This window comes from Streptomyces sp. NPDC002403 (assembly GCF_053593015.1).
Map to the genome: position 1 here is coordinate 31337 of NZ_JBSFBQ010000018.1, position 18298 is coordinate 49634.

Sequence of the window (18298 nt, forward strand, 5' to 3'; positions counted from 1 at the left end):
ACTCGGGCGCCCGGTACCGCTCCAGCGCGTCCGCCGTCCCCGGCAGCTCCCGCGCCACCCGAACGGCCGCTCCCGCCTCCCCGCGCCCGTCCGGGCCCGGTCCGTCCGCGTTCCCCGGGGCGTCCGACATCCCTCGCCCCCCTCGGCCGGAGGCTATCCCTCGCCCACCGGCAGCATCAGTCCCCAGGCCCCCGCACGCACCGTCCAGGTCCGCGTCCGCACCGGGCCGCCGACCTGTATGTCCGCCCGGTAGCGGAAGTCCGCGCCCGAGACCGTGACGGCCTTCGCCTCCGCCGTCACCGGATCGGCCGACGGCGGGCGGATCACCACCTCCGCGAGGCCCCCGTCGCCGCCCTGAGAGGTCACGGTCACCGATTCGACCGGGCGGTCCAGATCGTTCAGCAGGACACCGTCGGCCTCGACCCGCAGCCGGTGCGTCGGCAGCGGGGCGGCAGGCGTCGCGGGGGTGGGGCGCACCAGGGTGCGGACCAGGTTGCGGCAGGTGTCCCAGACCGCGGTGACCCCCGTGTGCCCGGACGCCGCGCCCGGCAGCGTGCTCGGGGCCGGGATGCGCAGCGCGCCCAGGACCACGCCGTCGCTGTCGTCGACCAGCAGGTCGAACCTGCGCGCGGCACCGTCCAGCGCGGTGCGCGCCGCCGCCACCGCGCCCATCGGCACGCCGAGCGACCGCGCGAGTTCCAGCGCGGCCGCGGTGCCGACCGGGATCAGCGAGAGCACGCTCCCGGCCGGCTCGCGCCCCCGGTGCAGCTGGGCCACCGCCCGCCGCAGCGCGCGGTCGTCGCCGACCACCACCGGCCGCCGACTGCCCCGGCGGGCCAGGGCCCGGGCGAATTCCTCGGGCCCGTCGGGCAGGCAGATCTTGGCGTGCGAACCGGCGCTCAGCACGTCCTTCGCGATACGAACGGACTCGCCGTCGGTCCGGCGGGCGACCGGGTCGATGACCACCAGCAGCTGGTGCGCACCGTCGCCGGGGGGCTGGGCAGCCGACACCTCGGTCCTTCCTCGGGTAGCATCTTGGTGCAAGAGCCCCTTGCGCTATTGCGCCAGGGGCTTCGTCTATTCCGGGGCACCCGGTTCGACGGTTCAGGCCTTGTCGTACATCGTCGTACGGCATGTACGGCGTTTACGTACGCCCCCTGACCTTGGACATGCCCCGCCCGGAAGGGGTGTACGCCTGTGCCCGCACTTGTGCTGCTCGGTGCTCAGTGGGGTGACGAGGGCAAGGGAAAGGCCACCGACCTCCTCGGTGGATCCGTGGACTATGTGGTGCGTTACCAAGGCGGCAACAACGCCGGCCATACGGTGGTCGTCGGTGACCAGAAGTACGCATTGCATCTCCTCCCCTCCGGAATCCTTTCGCCGGGATGTACCCCGGTCATCGGAAACGGTGTCGTCGTCGACCCGGCCGTCCTGCTCTCCGAGCTGAGTGGGCTGAACGACCGCGGCGTGGACACGTCCAAGCTGCTGATCAGCGGCAATGCCCATTTGATCACCCCGTACAACGTCACGATCGACAAGGTGACGGAACGGTTCCTCGGGAAGCGCAAGATCGGCACGACCGGTCGTGGCATCGGCCCGACGTACGCCGACAAGATCAACCGGGTGGGCATCCGCGTCCAGGACCTCTACGACGAGTCGATCCTGGAGCAGAAGGTCGACGCGGCCCTGGAGCAGAAGAACCAGCTCCTCGCCAAGGTCTTCAACCGGCGCGCGATCGAGTCCGGCAGGATCGTCGAGGAGATGCTCCAGTACGCGGAGCAGATCAAGCCCTACGTCGCCGACACGACGCTGATCCTGAACGACGCCATCGACGCGGGCAAGGTCGTCCTCTTCGAGGGCGGTCAGGGCACGCTGCTCGACGTCGACCACGGCACGTACCCCTTCGTCACCTCCTCGAACCCGACCGCGGGCGGCGCCTGCACCGGTGCCGGCGTGGGCCCGACGAAGATCAGCCGGGTCATCGGCATCCTCAAGGCGTACACCACCCGCGTCGGCGCCGGCCCGTTCCCGACGGAGCTGCTCGACGAGGACGGCGAGGCGCTGCGCCGGATCGGTGGCGAGCGCGGTGTCACCACCGGCCGCGACCGTCGCTGCGGCTGGTTCGACGCGGTCATCGCGCGGTACGCGACCCGGGTCAACGGTCTCACCGACTTCTTCCTCACCAAGCTGGACGTGCTGACCGGCTGGGAGCAGATCCCGGTGTGCGTGGCGTACGAGATCGACGGCAAGCGCGTCGAGGAACTCCCGTACAGCCAGACCGACTTCCACCACGCGAAGCCGGTCTACGAGATGCTGCCGGGCTGGTCCGAGGACATCACGAAGGCCAAGACCTTCGGTGACCTGCCGAAGAACGCGCAGGCGTACGTGAAGGCGCTGGAGGAGATGTCCGGCGCCCCGATCTCCGCGATCGGTGTCGGCCCCGGCCGCACCGAGACCATCGAGATCAACTCCTTCCTCTAGGAGCGGCGGACGCCAGGAGGGCCGGGACGGCGAGTCCCGGCCCTCCCCACCTTCCGGCCCTCTCGGCCTTCCGGCTGCCGGTGCTCCGGCATCCCCGGCAGTCGTCCTTCCGGAGCGCGCGGGTCAATGGTCCAGACCTTGACAGGTTCAGACCATTGGGTTTTGAGTGGCGGGACGTCCAGACGGCCCGCTGAGGTGTTCGGCGTGCCCTGTCGAAGGAGTGAGCAGCGCTGAAACGCATCAAGAGCCTTCTGATCGTGCTGAGTTCCGTCGTCGCGGCGGCCGCGTTCCTCCCCGCCGCATCCGCATCCGCCGCCTCCGGTCCGGCCGCGCGGTGTGCGCCCGTATGGAGTTCGTCGACCGCCTACACGCAGGGCGGAACGGTCTCGCACCACGGCCGCAACTGGACGGCCAAGTGGTGGACGCGGAACGAGAATCCGGGTGCCACGACCGTCTGGGCCGACCAGGGGGCCTGCACCGGAGGGGTCTCGGACTTCGTCATCAGCGAGGCGCGGTTCGACGAGATCTTCCCGGACCGCAACCCCTTCTACACGTACCAGGGCCTGATCGACGCCCTGCACGCCTACCCGCGCTTCGCGAACACCGGCACGCCGACCACCCGGGCCCAGGAGGCCGCGGCGTTCCTGACCCACGCGGACTTCGAGTCGGTCGGTCTCCAGTACGTGAAGGAGATCAACGAGGACAACTACTGGCGCAAGTGCGACTACAGCCGGCCGTACGGCTGTCCGGCGGGACAGAAGGCGTACTACGGCCGGGGCCCGATCATGTTCAGCTGGAACTTCAACTACAAGGCCGCGGGCGACGCGCTCGGCCTCGATCTCCTCGACGATCCCTGGCTGGTCGAGCGGGACCCGTCCGTGGCCTGGCAGACGGCCCTTTGGTACTGGAACACCCAGAACGGCCCCGGCACGATGACCTCGCACGAGGCGATGGTCGGCGGTGCGGGATTCGGCGAGACGATCCGGTCGCTCAACGGCGCCCTGGAGTGCGACGGCGGGAATCCCGCCTCGGTCGCGGCCCGGGTCGCCACGTACGAACGGATCACCGGCATCCTCGGCACGGCACCGGGCTCCCGGCTGGGCTGCTGACGGTTCGCCGCCGGGCCGGCCGGGTCCGGCGTTCCGCATGCTGGACGGGGCCGGAGGTTTTTTTACCTTCGGCCCCGTCCGCGCTGCGGGGCGTGATCCGGATGAACTCACTCCGGAATCACCGCTGTTGAGGGCGGGAGTGATGGTGCGAACGAGCCGTCGGCCCGACCGTGAGCGCTCCGCAGGGAAGGGTTCCCGTTGTTGGTCCAGACCTTGACAGGTCCAGACCAGCAGCGCTTGAGTGACCGTCACCCCCCATTGCGGTGCACCGCCCGGCTCGCTGCGCCGCACCGAAGGAGTGATCGCATGATCAGACGCATCATGGGCCTGCTGGCCGCGCTGGGCGCGGTCGTCGCAATGGTCGTCGTTCTCCCCGCCACCACCGCCGCGGCAGCCGACTGCGCGGCGCCCTGGAACTCCTCGTCCGTCTACACCGGCGGTGGGACGGCCTCCTACAACGGGCACAACTGGACCGCCAAGTGGTGGACCCAGAACGAGACCCCCGGCAGTTCCGACGTCTGGGCGGACCAAGGCAGTTGCGGCGGTGGCGGCGGCACGGACCCGGGCAACCCGTCCGGCTTCGTCGTCAGCGAGGCGCAGTTCAACCAGATGTTCCCGAACCGGAATCCGTTCTACACGTACAGCGGGCTGACCGCGGCCCTGAGCGCCTACCCGGGCTTCGCCAACACCGGGAGCGACACCGTCAAGCGCCAGGAGGCGGCGGCGTTCCTCGCCAACGTCAGCCACGAGACGGGCGGTCTGGTGTACGTGGTCGAGCAGAACACGTCCAACTACCCGCACTACTGCGACAGCAGCCAGCCCTACGGCTGCCCGGCCGGCCAGGCCGCGTACTACGGCCGCGGGCCGATCCAGCTCAGCTGGAACTTCAACTACAAGGCAGCCGGTGACGCCCTCGGCATCGATCTGCTGGGCAACCCGTACCTGGTCGAGCAGAACGCCTCGGTCGCCTGGAAGACCGGCCTCTGGTACTGGAACACCCAGAACGGCCCCGGCACCATGACGGCCCACAACGCCATGGTGAACGGCGCGGGATTCGGCGAGACGATCCGCTCCATCAACGGTTCCCTGGAGTGCAACGGCGGCAACCCCGCCCAGGTCCAGAGCCGTATCGACCGCTACCAGGCGTTCGTGGCGATCCTCGGCACCACACCCGGCTCCAATCTGAGCTGCTGACCCGCATTCCGCGGGTCCGCGGTTGCGGACCCCCCACCCGACGGGGGCGTGCCCGGCTCCGGCCGGACGCGCCCCCTCTTCGGTTCACCGGGCGATGTCCGCTCCCGCGACGTCCAGGGACCGGAACGCGAGCCACAGGTCGTAACGGGCGCTGGGCGTCTGGAGCAGTGAGCGGCCGAGCGCCGATTCGAGCCGGGTGAGACGCTTGCGCACCCCCGGCACCGAAATGCCCAGGGCCGCTGCCGTCGGGGCGAGTTGGGCTTCGCAGCGCAGCCAGGCGCGGAGGGTCTCCCGCGGGTCGGCGGCGCTCCTGGGGGTGTCGGATCGGGTGAGCGGGCGCAATTGCTGGACCGCCCATTCCCGCACGGCCGGGACGCGCAGGATGTCGTCCAGGCCGAGGGGCGGCCGGTCCGCCCTCTCGTCCCGGCGGGCCTCGCCCGCACAGGTGGGGGTGGCGCGGATGCGCAGGGCGAGGTCGAGGGCGGCCTGGTCGCCGACCCGGTTCAGGTCGAGGCCGAGCAGTTCGCCGATCAGCCGGAGCCGGGCGGCCAGGGTGTTCCGGTGGATCTTCAGATGCTGGGTCGCGTGCGAGGAGAACGCGAGCCAGGAGGCGAGCGTCGCCGCGAGTTCCTGGCTGCCCGGGTCCTGGCTGCGCCGGGGCAGGTACGTGAGCAACGGGTGCAGCAGCTCGTCCGCCCACCGCGCGCCGGACGCCCCGGCGACCACGGCCGGGTCCGGCGCCGAGCCGAAGCGGGCATGCCGGTCCGGCAGCCCCCGGGCCACGGCCAGCGCGTGGAACGCCTGGCGGTAGCCGGTCGCCGTGTCGGGCAGCGGCAGGTTCTCGCTCACCCCCACGACGCACTCGGTCACCACCTCGGCGACCCGGAGGCCGAGCCGCTGTTCGGCCACATCCGCGTCCGCAGGCACGACGAGGATCAGATGGCGCGCGTAGACCGGGCAGCGGACGATCCAGGACCGCCCGCCGGAAAGGTCCGTGCAGATCCGGGCCACCTCGTCGCGTCGGCCGGCCGGGCACTCCACGACGTACACCCGCACGGGGTCGGGCAGTGTGGGCCGCAGGGCGCCCGCCACCTGGTGCGCGATGGACAGCTGACCCGTCATCAGCAGATGCAGCACCGCCTCCCGGCTGCGGGACTCCGCGAGGTCGACGCGGCGCCGCTTGCGCTCCACGGCCTCCGCGGCCCAGCACATGGCGAGCGGCATCGCCACGTCGGAGAGCAGGATGGCCAGCCCGTCCGGCAGCGGGCGCGGCGCGACCACGGCGAGGATCGGGGCGGCGGCGTCCGGCGGGCCGTCCAGCGGGAAGAGCAGCGCGGTGTGCGGGCCCCGGTCGAAGGCGAAGGAGCGCGCGTCGAGCCCCGACAGGACCTTCGCGTACTCACCCGCCAGCGCGGCCGCCTGGACGCCCGTACCGTCCGGGCTGCGGGTCACGCCGTGCAGCACGGTGCCGTCCCCGTCGAGGAGCCCGGCCCAGCCCGCCGCCCGGCCGGACACCCAGTGCAGAAGCTCCCGCGACCCGCCGGACCGGGCCAGCCGGTACATCCGCAGTACGTCATCGGCCCGTTCCCGCGCGTGCACAGATCCTCCACTCCTGCCAAAAACCGGAATGCAGGGTACCGGTTTGATTGTGCGGACTGATACCCGTCGCAGCCCACACCGTGCGAATTGAAGCTTTCGAGTACCTACCCGAGGACCTAGAGTCCGAACACGGTTGCGGCACCCTCGGGGGAGGGGTACGGGGGCGACAGCAGCGGCTCACGGGGGTGGCCGCTGTCGCGTCGGCCGCAACCGTTCTTCTTCTTCCGTTGTCAGTGGCGGCCCCTAGTGTCGGCGCGGGATCACGACCGTGATCGGAGCCGACCGGGAGAGGCCGCCGCCATGGAATTCCGCATCGAGCGCGCCGCACTGACCGATGCCGTGGCCTGGGCCGCCCGGGTGCTGCCCACCCGCTCACCCGTTCCGGTGCTGGGCGGGCTGCTGCTGGAGGCGGCGGACGGCCGGCTGCGCATCTCGGGGCTGGACTACGAGGCGTCCGCCCGCATCGAGGTGGAGGCGGAGACCGTACGGGCCGGGAAGGTGCTGGTCATGGGCCGCCGACTGCTCGATGTCTGCCGGGTGCTGCCCGAGAAGGTGGTGGAGTGCGCGGTCGAGGGCTCACGGTTCTCGCTGGCGAGCGACGGTGCCCGGTTCGGCCTCTCGGTGCTGCCGTTCGACGACTACCCGGCGCTGCCCTCGCTGCCGGAGGTGCTCGGCGAGGTGGACGCGGAGGAGTTCGCGGCCGCCGTGGCACAAGTGGCGGTGGCGGCGGGCCGGGACGACACGCTGCCGACGCTGACCGGCATCCGGCTGGCGCTGGACGGCGACACGATGACCCTCGCCGCCACGGACCGCTACCGGTTCGCGGTGCGCACCCTCGCCTGGAAGCCCGGCGTGGACGGTGCCCCGGCCGGTGTTCCGGCCGATGTCGTGGTCTCCGCCCGCAGGCTCACCGAGATCGTCCGCTCCTTCGGCCGGGGCGGCACGGTCCGGCTCGCGCTGGACGCCGGCTCGGCCGGTTTCGAACTGGCCGGGACGCGTACGACGGTGCGTCTGCTCGACGGCCGGCTGCCGCGTCACGACAAGCTGTTCACGATGACCGGCGCGGTCACGGCGCAGACGGACCGGGCGCCCCTGGTCGAGGCCGTCAAGCGGGTCGCCGTGGTCGCGGAGGGCGGCAGCCCGCTCCATCTCACGTTCGCCGAAGGCTCGGTGCTGCTCCAGGCGGGCTACGAGGACGACGTGGCCTCCCAGCGCCTGCCCGCCGTCCTGGAGGGCGCCGACGACCTGACGGTCGCCTTCAACCCCGCGTACCTGATGGACGCCCTGGGCTCGTTCGACACCCCTGCGATCAGGTTCGAGCTGATGGGCCCGGGACAGCGCGCGATGGTCACCGGCCTGACGCCCGCCGAGGACCCGGAGGCCTCCCGCCCCGCCCACCAGCACCTGCTGATGTCGGCCAAGCCGCTGGTATAGAGGGGGGCATGAACTCCGCGCTGTGGAGCACCCATGCGATCGAGATCCGCGACGACGCGGTGACGAAGCGGTACCGGAAGGGCGATGCCCGCGCCCAGCTCGACCGTGAGTGGCGGGCCCTGACCCTGTTGGACGCCCATGCACCGGGGCTCGCCCCCGCACCGATCGCCGTCGATCGTGACGCCTTCCCGCCGACGGTGGTGATGTCACGCGTGCCGGGGGTCCCGTTGCGGGGGTCACCGGTGGACGCGGCGAGGGCGGCGGCGCTGGCCGAGACGCTCGACGCGCTGTACGGGGCGATCCCGTACGACCGTCTTTCCCGGGTGCCGATGCGTCCGGACCACCAGGCCGGGCTCGTCGCGCGGCTGCGCACCTGGCACGGCCGCGATCCCGGAACGGCTGCCGCAGCCGTGGTGCGGGCGGCGCTGCGCAAGGGCATCGCCTGGCTGGACCGGTCGGGCCTCGCCGCCGGGCCGGACGCCCCCGGCGCACCGGTGTTCGGCCCCGGTGACGGAAACCTCGCCAACTACCTCTGGGACGCGCGTGCTTCCCGGGTCCGGGTGGTCGACTTCGAGGACTCCGGACGCAGCGACCGGGCCTTCGAGCTCGCGGAGATCACCGAGCATGTCTCCGGCTGGGTCGACGGAGGCTTCGACGCCACGGCCTTCCTCGACTGCTTCGACCTGACCGCCGAGGAACGCATCCGGCTACGGGAGTGTCGTCGACTGCTCGCGCTGACCTGGCTGTTCATCCTCTCGTTCGAGGACTCCGCGCATCGCAGGAACCCGCCCGGTACGGCCGAGAGGCAGGCGGACCGACTGCGTGAACTGCTGGGCTGAGGCGAACAGCCCCGCCACGGGCCGCACTTCCTCGCCCTGAGCGACGAGAGGGGTGGAGAGGGATCCCATGCGGGGGTGGAGCAGGCTCCACCGCCGATGCACGTGCCGGCTGGATTCCTCGCCGCTGCGCCGATCCGTAGGTTCCATGTCATGACACTCCCAACCAGGCTTTTGCCGCCCGTCAACCGGCGACGTGGTCTCTTCATCTACCTCGGTATCGCCTACATCGGCATGTGGGCGGCCATGTCACCACTCCTGGCCGACGGTTACCGGCGCGGCGACGCACGCGAGGAGGCCGGTGCACTGGAGCAGGTGTGCATCGCGGCCGCGATGCTGGCGCCCGCCCTCGCCGCGATCCTCGTCGTCCGCTTTGTCGAGCGCAGCGGACGGGTGCGGGACACGCTCGCCCTGCGCTGGACGAAGCCCTGGGGGCGTGGCGTACGGGCGTGCCTGCTGGCCTTCGCCGTCCCCGCCGGCCTCACCACGGCTGCTCTTGTCATCGGAACCGTCGCGGGCAGCTACCCGTTCGGTGGGGTTCATTGGAACGGGCTCGGCGGGTGGGCGGTCACGGCGGTGCTGAGCATGCTGGTGTCGCTGCCGCTGTTCTTCGGCGAGGAACTGGGCTGGCAGGGCTACCTTTTCCCGCGCCTCGCACAGGACGGTGACCGCCGGAGCCTGATACGGGCGTACGCGATCACCGGCGCGGCCTTCGCCCTGTGGCACCTGCCCACACTGCTGATGGGCGGCCAGTACCCGGGTCGGCCCTGGTACGTGTCGGTGCCGGCCATGCTGGTGAGCTGCCTCCTCATCCTGCCGGTCTTCACCTGGCTGCGGCTGCGCTCCGGCTCGGTCGTACCCGCCGTCATCGGCCATGCGTTCGTGAGTTCGGTGAGTGTCGGAATGGTCACGGAGTTCGCCGATCCCGAGGCCGCGCTGGATCCCCTGCACATGAGCATGGCCGGATGGCCCGGATGGATCGCCACAGGCGCGTTCGTCACCTTCCTGACGCTGACCGGCCGGCTCCGGCCGTCCTACTACACGGCCCGGACCACCCCTCGCCCCGCATCGGCCCGCGGACGGTGAGAGCTCCCGACGGACGGGCGGGTCAGGTCCGTCGAGCGTGACGTCCTCGCTGTCGGACGCCCTTCGGCCATGGGCGTGGGCGGCGAGCAGTCGCCCCGGGTCTGTCAGTGGCCGGTGTCAGACTCCGTGGCATGAGTGACCAGGTGCGTTTGAGAGATGTTGGACTGGCCGACCTGGAGGTGTTCTTCGCGCAGGAGCATGACCCGGAGGCCGCGCGGCGGTCGAATTTCCCGCCCCGGGAACGAGATGCCTTCATGACCCACTGGACGACCAGAGTCCTCGGAGATCCGACTGTCTTCGTACAGGCTGTCACCGTCGACGGGGCGCTGGCGGGCAACCTTGTGGCGTGGTGGGACGAGGACCGGCGCTTCATCGGGTACTGGCTCGGTCGGCAGCACTGGGGCAGGGGCGTCGGCACGCGGGCGCTCGGGCTTTTCCTGGAGCGGGAGAAGGCCCGCCCTCTGCACGCCGATCCCTTCCTCGGGAACATCGGCTCGGTGCGGCTGCTGGAGAAGCACGGCTTCCGGCGTACCGAGACGGTCTGGTATGCCGAGAACGAGCACATCATGCTGGTGCTCGACGAGGACCGCTGACGGATCTCGGATGTCCAACGCGATGACGCGAGCCGTCTCCGGCAGATGAGTGCGCATCCGAGGGTCCCGGGCGGAGGGTCCGGGTACGGGTGCGGGGCCGGGCGATCCGCCCGGCCCCGCACCCGTGCCGCCCACGCGTGGGGCAGCCCGCTGTCCGGTTACTTGGTGAAGATGAAGTACTGCCACGCGCCGTGCGTGGTGGAGTTCACCGAGTCGCCCGAGGTGCCGTTCACGTACGAGGCACGGACGCGCATCCGGTAGCCCGTGTCATGGGTGCCCTTCAGCGTCACGAGGGACTTCCCGCCGGTGCCGAGCATGAAGTACTGCGAGCCCGCGTCGTACCACTTGCCCTGGTAGTACAGCTCCAGGGACAGCTTGTGCGAGCGGTTCTTGTAGTACGTCATCGTCGTCGTGAAGACCGGGTCGGTCTTCTTGTGGAAGTACCGGTACGACGTCTTGCCGATCTTCGCCGTCTTGTACTGCTTCGAGATGGAGGTCGAGACCTTCACCTTGGCGAACGCGGTCGACGTGACCTTCTTCGAGGCGTACCGGCCGTCGCCCTTGAAGACCGCGGTGACGGTGGTGTCCCGGGTCATGTCCACCGTGGTCGACAGGTTGCCCTTGGAGTTGACCTTGCCGGTCTTCACCAGCTTGTTGGGCTTGTCCGACCCGAACGGGTCCACCCACAGCTCGACGGTGCGGTTCTTGTACGTCTTGCCGAGGTGCGCGGTGAACGACACATCGGCGCCGTAGGAGTACAGCGCCTTGTTGTGGTTCAGGGTCAGCGAGGTGGCCGTACGGGACACGGCGACCTTGTCGGAGCCGGAGGCCGCCGAGTGGGTCGCGTCGCCCGCGTACGACACCTTGTAGGTGACGTCGCCGCCCGCGGTCGGGGTGTCGGTGAAGGAGAAGCTGCCGTCCGACTTGAGCGTCACCGAGGGCAGCGACTTGCCCTTGGGCGACTCGATGTCGGTGCGCGTGACCGTGGCCTTCGAACCCGCCGGGAAGGCGCCCGCGGACTTCACCCGCCCGGTGACGGTCAGCTTCTTGTCGAGCGCCGACTTCTCCGGGGCGTTCACCGTGACGGTGGTCGGGGACTTCACGGCGTCGGTGAGCACCCGCAGCGAACGGACGCCCGCGCTGTTCTCGGTGACGGCGAAGAGCCGGCTGGTGTCCGGTGCCCAGGCCAGCCCGGCCGGCACCAGGAGGTCCGATCCGCTGCTGGTCCCGGTGTTGGGGAAGTCGTACGTCCGGATCGGTGTGGTGGTGTCCTGCTTGTAGACGTACACGTCCGGCTCGTACGACCCGTCGATGCCCGCGGCGACCGTGCCGTCCGGCGCGATGTCGACGGCGTTGGGGTACGCGTCGGAGGGGTACGAGGTCCCGGTGGTGAGGTCGGACGTCCGGTACGCCTGGTGGCGGTACGGGGCCCCGCTGGCCACCACGACCTGCGAGCCGTCCGGGGTCAGCGCCAGGTCACGCAGGTTGCTGCCGTCGGTGCGGACCTGCGCGGTGCGCGTGGCCGTCCCCGAGGCGACGTCGTACACGGCCAGCTGGACGGGGCTCTGCCCCTCGATCCCGGCGGCCAGCGTGCCCGGGGCGCCCGGCGTGGACGCCAGGGTCGGGGCCGAGTACCAGGTGCGGTCCGGCTCCTGGTCCAGGGTGACGACCGGCTCGGCGCCGGACAGGTCGATCGACCCGATGTTGCCCTCGGTCGCCGCCCCGTAGCCGAACCAGAGCTTGCCGCCCGCCAGCGCCGGGTACGCGGGCCCGGTGTGCGCGCCGGTCGCGTAACGCGCGGACTCCACCAGGGCGGAGGTGTCGATCGCCGCGATGGCGTCGGCGCCGCGCACGCCCGCGTACAACGTGCCGGAGTCGGCGGAGAGTTCGAGGCCGGTCACACCGGGCAGCGACGGGATGGTTCCGACGACGTTGCCGCTGTAGTCGGTGGCGAGGACCTTGCCACCGGTCGGGTCACTGATGAAGACCCGCTTGTGCACGCCGTCCGCGACGACGTCGCCGACGGAGGCGGCGGGAAGAATCCTGGAGGAGTCGGCAGCGGCCGGATTCGCCGCCCCGCCGACCAGAACCACTGAGCTGAAGAGAACCGCGAGCGAGGTCGCGGTCGAGATTCTGCGCGTACGCAAAATGATTTACCCCCACGGTAAGAGAGGGCCGCATGGCACCCGGAGATGAGTCAGGGGTGCGGCCCAGGAACGCAGGGTATGTCATGGCGTCCACAAGTCGTACACATTTGTGGGGCCGGACGCCTCCGGCCCCGCGCATGGTCAGCTCGCCCAGGTGAGAAATGCCGCCCAGGCGCCGGGGGCAACCGCGCAGGTGGGGCCTTCGGGCACCTTGGAGTCCCGGACGTGGACGGCGTGTGTGCAGGTGGCGACCTCGATGCACTCGCCGCCGCTGTCGCTGCTGTACGAGGACTTGCGCCAGTCGAAGGCCACCTCGATGCAGTTGCCGCCGCCGCTGTCGCTGTAGCTGGACTCGAACCACCGCAGGGTGTTGCTCATTCCTCTACTCCTGCCAACCGCTCGACGAGGCCCAGCGATTCACGAGGACCCGTGGCCCGTGATCGGATCTTCGCATAGCGCTGGGCGCGATGGTGCTTCCCGCCCACCGTGCCGGGCGGGTTCGCCCATGCGCTGCTGCTGCTCAACGCGGCATCCGCGCTGCTGGGGTGAACGCCCGTCCCGCTACTGGTCCTTGGTGTACGTGAGCTTCTCGCCGCTGTCGTTGTTCTCGCGGCTCAGGGTGCCGTCCGGGAGGAGCGTGAGCGTGGTGGCGCCGCCCGGGGTGCAGGACGTCATGGGCTCGCCCACCGTGACCGTGGAGGGGCCGATCTCGACCGGACCGCCCTGCGAGGGCTCCGAGGACAGGCTCGCCCGGAAGACGCAGTGGTAGGAGCCACCGGTGTCGAGCGGGCCGTCCGCGGTGAGGGTGAGAACGCTCTTGCCGACCGTGCCCTGCTGGATGACGAGCTTCCGGGTCGAGTGGCCGGCCGCGTTCTCGATGGATCCGGACCAGGTGCCGATGTAGCCGGAGGGGATGGGGCCGTCGCCGTTCTTCTGGCCGGCACTCGGGGAGGGGTCCGGCGATGACGGGTCGCCGGTCGAGGCGCCCGAGGAGCCCGAGGCGGACGAGGAGCCGGTGGGGCCCGGCGTCGGGCTCGGCGTCCTGCCGTTCATGAGCGCGTAGACGGAGCCGCCCGCGCCGATGGCCACGAGCACGGCGACGGTGATGAGCGCGATGGTCGAACCCCTGCCGCGGCGGGCGGGTTCGGGCTCGGTCTGCGTGGCGGTGGGGAAGGCGGGGCCGTACGGGGGAGTGGGGCCGAACCCGTTTGGCTGGTACGGCTGTTGCTGCTGCGGCGGATATCCGTACCCGGCCTGGCCCTGCTGGGGGCCGAAGCCCTGGCCGGGGTGCGGCCGGCCGGACAGCGGCGGGTAGCCGTAGGCGGGGGATGCGTGCGGCGCCGGTGCGGCGGTCTGGGTCGGGGTCGGGGTGACGGCCGCCGGGGACGGCGGGTGCAGGAGGTAGTCCGCGGGAGGCGTGGACGGGGACGTGGGGGTGGGCGTCGGGGGTGTCGGGTCCGGTGCGGGGGACTGCTCGGCCGCCGTCACCTCCTCCGGATCCTCGGAGTCGAGCAACTCCACCGCATGGCGCCCGAGTTGGGCGATCAGCGCGCCCGGGAGCCAGGGTTCCACCGTGTCTCCGTCGACCAGGCGCTCCAGGATCGCGTCCGTCGTCGGGCGGGCGGCCGGGTCCTTGTGCAGGCAGTCCCGGATCAGCTCGACGAGGTCCACGGGGACGCCGGTCAGGTCCGGGTCCTCCTTCGCTATCCGGAACATCTGCGCGGCCGCACCGCTGTCGGACGCCCCGAACGGAAGCCGGCCGGTCGAGGCGTACGCCAGTACCGAGCCCAGACAGAACACGTCGCACGCCGGGGTCACCCGCTCGCCCCGCACCTGCTCGGGCGCCATGAAACCGGGCGATCCGACCAGCGCCCCGGTGCGGGTGACACTGCCCCCGGTGACGGTGTCGAGTGCCCGGGCTATGCCGAAGTCGATGACGCGCGGCCCGTCGATCGTCAGCAGGATGTTGGAGGGCTTGAGGTCGCGGTGAATGATCCCGGCGGTGTGGATGGCCCGGAGGGCGTGGGTGAGACCGGCCCCCAGGATGTGGACCGAACGCTCCGGCAGGGGGCCGTACGCACCGGAAGCCGCCGACCCGGGGGTGCCCGGGCGGCCGGTGACGGTGGCGTGCAACGAGGGGCCGGCGACGTATCCCGTGGCGACCCAGGGCACGGCGGCCTCGGTGTCGGCGTCCAGCACCGGGGCGGTCCAGGTGGAACCGACCTGGCGGGCGGCCCGCACCTCGTGGCGGAACCGGTCGCGGAACTCCTGCTGCTCGGCGAGTTCGCCACGGACCAGCTTGATCGCGACGGTGCGGCCGCGCTCGGACCGGGCCAGATAGACCTGGCCCATGCCGCCCGCGCCGAGCCGGCCCAGCAGCCGGTACGCGCCGATGGCGCGCGGATCCTGTGGCGTCAGGCTCTGCATGGCGCTGACACGTCCTTCCCCCGGGATTCAACTGACCGTGCCTGGCGTGGCTCGCTCGATCATAGGGATCCACGCGGCGCACGGCCGGGCCGGTTGCGGCTTCGGGAGTATTGGGGAGTTCCGGAGGCGTGGGGCCCGACCCCCTGCGCCGACGGGCCGACCCGGTACGCCGACGACCCGACACCCTGCCCACCAGAGCGCGCCACGCCATACAAGGTGGCCATGTCGGACCGCTCCGGGCGCCGCCTACGCTCGCCGCATGACCCCTCATGCCCCTCATGTCGACCCCGCCGCCGGTGCGGCCGTGAAGGCCGCCGACCGCGCGCACGTGTTCCACTCCTGGTCCGCCCAGGGTCTGATCGACCCGCTCGCCGTCGCCGGCGCCGAGGGGGCGTACTTCTGGGACTACGACGGCAACCGCTACCTGGACTTCACCAGCGGCCTCGTCTACACCAACATCGGCTACCAGCACCCCGTCGTCGTCGCCGCGATCCAGGAGCAGGCGGGCAAGCTCGCCACCTTCGCCCCCGCGTTCGCGATCGAGGCGCGCTCCGAGGCCGCACGCCTCATCGCCGAGCGCACCCCCGGCGACCTGGACAAGATCTTCTTCACCAACGGCGGTGCCGAGGCCGTCGAGAACGCCGTCCGGATGGCCCGGCTGCACACCGGCCGCTCGAAGGTGCTCTCCGCCTACCGCTCGTACCACGGCGCCACCTCCACCGCGATCAACCTGACCGGTGACCCGCGCCGCTGGCCGTCCGACAACGGCTCGGCGGGCGTCGTGCGGTTCTGGGCGCCGTTCCTCTACCGCTCGCCGTTCCACGCCGAGACCGAGGCCGAGGAGTGCGCCCGCGCGCTCCAGCACCTGGAGGACACCCTCGCCTTCGAGGGCCCCGGCAACATCGCCGCGATCATCCTGGAGACCATCCCGGGCACCGCGGGCATCATGACGCCGCCGCCCGGCTACCTCGCGGGCGTCCGCGAGATCTGCGACCGGTACGGCATCGTCTTCATCCTCGACGAGGTCATGGCCGGCTTCGGCCGCACCGGCAAGTGGTTCGCCGCCGACCACTTCGACGTGGTGCCGGACCTGATGACCTTCGCCAAGGGCGTCAACTCCGGCTACGTACCGCTCGGCGGCGTCGCGATCTCCGCCGAGATCGCCGCGACCTTCGAGACCCGCGCCTACCCGGGCGGACTGACCTACTCCGGTCACCCGCTGGCCTGCGCGGCGGCCGTCGCCACCATTCACGTGATGGAGGACGAGAAGGTCGTCGAGCACGCCGCCCACATCGGTGAGACGGTCCTCGGCCCGGGCCTGCGCGAACTCGCCGAGCGCCACCCGTCGGTCGGCGAGGTCCGCGGCCTCGGCGCGTTCTGGGCGCTGGACCTGGTCCGCAACAAGGAGACCCGCGAGCCGCTGGTCCCGTACAACGCGACGGGCGAGGCCAACGCGCCGATGGCGGCCTTCGGCGCCGCGGCCAAGAAGAACGGCCTGTGGCCCTTCATCAACATGAACCGCACGCACGCCGTTCCGGCCTGCAACGTCACCGAGGCCGAGGCGAAGGAGGGCCTCGCGGCTCTCGACGCGGCGCTGTCCGTCGCGGACGAACACACAGTGTGACCCGGAGCCGCGCGGCCCCGACCCACGCGGTCCGGAGCCGCGCGGCCCGGCAGCACAGTCGGTGACGCTGTCCGAAAGTGCGACGCGCTCCTCCCCTGCCCGGATCCGGGCACAGCGGCCCTGGCTTAAGGTGACCGCAGGCAAAAAATGGGGAGGGGCGCCATGTGCGCGAGCGGAGCTGTGACCCGCAGTACGCTGCGGCAGCAGATCGCGGACGCGCTGCGTGACGAGGTGCTCGCCGGGCGTCTGCAGCCGGGGCGGGAGTTCACGGTCAAGCAGATCGCCGAGCAGTACGGCGTATCGGCGACACCGGTGCGTGAGGCGCTCTTCGACCTCTCCGCGCAGGGACTGCTGGAATCGGACCAGCACCGGGGCTTCCGGGTAAGGGAGTTCACCGTCGCCGACTACCGCTCCCTGGTCGAGGCACGCTCCCTGGTCATCGACGGAGTCGTCCGCGGGATCTTCTTCGGCGCCGGGCTCCCGACCGTGCAGTCCGCCGGGTACCGGGACTGCCTGGTCTCCCTGCGCCGCAGGGCCCAGGAGGCCGCACGGGCGGCGCGGGGCGGCGACCTCGACATCCTCATCGGCTACGACCTGCGGTTCTGGCGCGAGCTGGGCACGCTCGTGGGCAACCCGTACATCAACGACTTCCTGCACCGACTGCGCGTCCAGGCCTGGGTGTTCGCGGTGCCGTACCTGCGCCACGAACCGGCCGCCCGGGACTGGCTCTGGCACGGCCATCAGGACCTCGTCGCGGCGATCACCCTCGGCGAACACGACGCGGTGCGCGCGGTGCTGGACGACTACCGGACCCACGCGCTGAACTGGGCGGACCGGCTCGCGGCCGGTGAGCTCGCACATCCGCTCCGCGACGGCCGCCCGGCCGTTCGGTCCCCGGACCCCGGGGCGCCGCGGTAGCAGCCCCCGCTCCGCCCCGCCGGACGGGCCCCGCCCGCCGACGGCCACTGTGCGCAACGCGCCCACCGCATTACGCTGTCCCGACCATCCCGAACATCCGATGCGCACCGTGGGAGAGCGAGACTTCGTGGCCTGTGACCTGTGGCTGGTCCCCCTCGTCGATGTGCTGTGCCACAGCCCCGACAACCCGTTCGCCGAAGAGATAGCCGTCTACGACAAGGCGTTGGGCGAGGCCGGACTGCCGCCCGTCCCCGTGTACACCTACATGCCGGGGCTGACGGGCGATGTCGCACCGGTCGCGGGCTTCGACTACGACGCCCTGCACTTCCTGCGCCGCGCCTTCCTGCTCCAGCTCAGCGGCCTCGCCGTCACACCGGTCGGCGAACTGGGCGGGGACTACGAGCAGTTGCTGGAGATGTTCGAGGCGACGGCCCGTCAGTCCCACCTGGTCTGGCACTACGACCACGCCGGGGCGTACGTCCCGCTGGACTTCGCCGCCCCGCTCTCCGACGACGACCTGCTGGAGGGCGGCGGTCCGCTCGGCTCCTCGCACGGGCTGCTGCGGGAGTTGCAGTACGTCGCCCCGTCCATCGGCATCGACCCGGCGAACCCACCGGCCGCCCCGCTGCCGCCCGCCGCACCGACCTCCCTGGAGGAACCGGCGGCCCCGATCCCGTACGACAACAGCCCGTTCGCCCGCGAGCGGCACGTCTGGCTGGGGCTGCACGCGGCGGCCACCCGCAGCCTCGCCCAGGGCTCGATGATCATCTTCGGCTAGGGCCTGTCCGGCCCCGGGGCCCGTCCGGCTCCGGCGCCCCGCGGGCGCCCGTCCGGGAACGGGCGCCCGCCT

At 71.3% G+C, this 18298-nt stretch carries 15 protein-coding genes and 1 pseudogene; 10 read left to right on the forward strand and 6 right to left on the reverse strand.

The features are described from left to right. Nucleotides 1–153: 153 nt before the first annotated feature. The gene (locus ACWCPY_RS20960; RefSeq protein WP_451267033.1) at nucleotides 154–1011 is read right to left on the reverse strand and encodes a diacylglycerol kinase family protein; all 858 of its coding nucleotides are present in this window, start codon (nucleotides 1009–1011) and stop codon (nucleotides 154–156) included. A gap of 186 nt (nucleotides 1012–1197) precedes the next feature. Between ACWCPY_RS20960 and ACWCPY_RS20965 the strand changes: the two genes are divergently transcribed. From ACWCPY_RS20965 to ACWCPY_RS20975, 3 genes are all read left to right on the forward strand, one after another. Continuing rightward, nucleotides 1198–2481: an adenylosuccinate synthase gene (locus tag ACWCPY_RS20965; RefSeq protein ID WP_329197109.1), complete on the forward strand. Its 1284-nt coding sequence runs from the start codon at nucleotides 1198–1200 to the stop codon at nucleotides 2479–2481. 257 nt (nucleotides 2482–2738) lie between these two features. Continuing rightward, nucleotides 2739–3590, forward strand: a complete 852-nt coding sequence (locus ACWCPY_RS20970) for a glycoside hydrolase family 19 protein (RefSeq protein WP_451267035.1) — start codon at nucleotides 2739–2741, stop codon at nucleotides 3588–3590. A 306-nt stretch (nucleotides 3591–3896) separates the two neighbouring features. Continuing rightward, the gene (locus tag ACWCPY_RS20975) at nucleotides 3897–4784 is read left to right on the forward strand and encodes a glycoside hydrolase family 19 protein (RefSeq protein WP_329820295.1); all 888 of its coding nucleotides are present in this window, start codon (nucleotides 3897–3899) and stop codon (nucleotides 4782–4784) included. Between the two features lie 84 nt (nucleotides 4785–4868). Here ACWCPY_RS20975 and ACWCPY_RS20980 read toward each other — a convergent pair whose 3' ends face one another. Next, nucleotides 4869–6347 (reverse strand): helix-turn-helix domain-containing protein, encoded by a 1479-nt coding sequence (locus tag ACWCPY_RS20980; RefSeq protein ID WP_451267182.1) that lies wholly within the window; start codon nucleotides 6345–6347, stop codon nucleotides 4869–4871. Between the two features lie 336 nt (nucleotides 6348–6683). On the opposite strand from ACWCPY_RS20980, the gene dnaN reads away from it, so the two are divergent. The 4 genes from dnaN (at nucleotide 6684) to ACWCPY_RS21000 (ending at nucleotide 10332) form a co-directional block, all read left to right on the forward strand. Next, nucleotides 6684–7817: a DNA polymerase III subunit beta gene (gene dnaN, locus ACWCPY_RS20985; RefSeq protein WP_451267037.1), complete on the forward strand. Its 1134-nt coding sequence runs from the start codon at nucleotides 6684–6686 to the stop codon at nucleotides 7815–7817. 8 nt (nucleotides 7818–7825) lie between these two features. After that, entirely contained in the window at nucleotides 7826–8656 is an 831-nt protein-coding gene (locus ACWCPY_RS20990) for a phosphotransferase family protein (protein ID WP_451267039.1), read from the forward strand. Between the two features lie 150 nt (nucleotides 8657–8806). Next, nucleotides 8807–9739 (forward strand): CPBP family intramembrane glutamic endopeptidase, encoded by a 933-nt coding sequence (locus ACWCPY_RS20995; RefSeq protein ID WP_451267041.1) that lies wholly within the window; start codon nucleotides 8807–8809, stop codon nucleotides 9737–9739. 131 nt (nucleotides 9740–9870) lie between these two features. Beyond that, a complete protein-coding gene (locus tag ACWCPY_RS21000; RefSeq protein WP_451267043.1) occupies nucleotides 9871–10332 on the forward strand; it encodes a GNAT family N-acetyltransferase in 462 nt (153 codons plus the stop codon). A 158-nt stretch (nucleotides 10333–10490) separates the two neighbouring features. On the opposite strand, the gene ACWCPY_RS21005 is transcribed toward ACWCPY_RS21000, so the two are convergent. The 4 genes and pseudogenes from ACWCPY_RS21005 to ACWCPY_RS21020 all read right to left on the reverse strand — a co-directional run bounded on the left by ACWCPY_RS21005 (nucleotide 10491) and on the right by ACWCPY_RS21020 (nucleotide 14906). Further along, the gene (locus ACWCPY_RS21005) at nucleotides 10491–12479 is read right to left on the reverse strand and encodes an Ig-like domain repeat protein (protein WP_451267045.1); all 1989 of its coding nucleotides are present in this window, start codon (nucleotides 12477–12479) and stop codon (nucleotides 10491–10493) included. A gap of 141 nt (nucleotides 12480–12620) precedes the next feature. Then, nucleotides 12621–12857, reverse strand: a complete 237-nt coding sequence (locus ACWCPY_RS21010) for a DUF397 domain-containing protein (protein ID WP_451267047.1) — start codon at nucleotides 12855–12857, stop codon at nucleotides 12621–12623. Continuing rightward, nucleotides 12854–12943 (reverse strand): annotated as a pseudogene (locus ACWCPY_RS21015) (transcriptional regulator); the annotation flags it as partial. The pseudogene ACWCPY_RS21015 and the gene ACWCPY_RS21010, both read right to left, overlap by 4 nt. Before the next feature lie 97 nt (nucleotides 12944–13040). Then, a complete protein-coding gene (locus tag ACWCPY_RS21020; RefSeq protein WP_451267049.1) occupies nucleotides 13041–14906 on the reverse strand; it encodes a serine/threonine-protein kinase in 1866 nt (621 codons plus the stop codon). 259 nt (nucleotides 14907–15165) lie between these two features. Here ACWCPY_RS21020 and ACWCPY_RS21025 point away from each other — a divergent pair, with 259 nt between their 5' ends. The 3 genes from ACWCPY_RS21025 (at nucleotide 15166) to ACWCPY_RS21035 (ending at nucleotide 18226) form a co-directional block, all read left to right on the forward strand. Continuing rightward, entirely contained in the window at nucleotides 15166–16530 is a 1365-nt protein-coding gene (locus ACWCPY_RS21025) for an aspartate aminotransferase family protein (protein ID WP_329820303.1), read from the forward strand. 162 nt (nucleotides 16531–16692) lie between these two features. Then, nucleotides 16693–17448 (forward strand): GntR family transcriptional regulator, encoded by a 756-nt coding sequence (locus ACWCPY_RS21030; protein WP_451267051.1) that lies wholly within the window; start codon nucleotides 16693–16695, stop codon nucleotides 17446–17448. Nucleotides 17449–17575: 127 nt separating this feature from the next. Further along, entirely contained in the window at nucleotides 17576–18226 is a 651-nt protein-coding gene (locus tag ACWCPY_RS21035) for a hypothetical protein (RefSeq protein WP_451267184.1), read from the forward strand. Nucleotides 18227–18298: the final 72 nt, after the last annotated feature.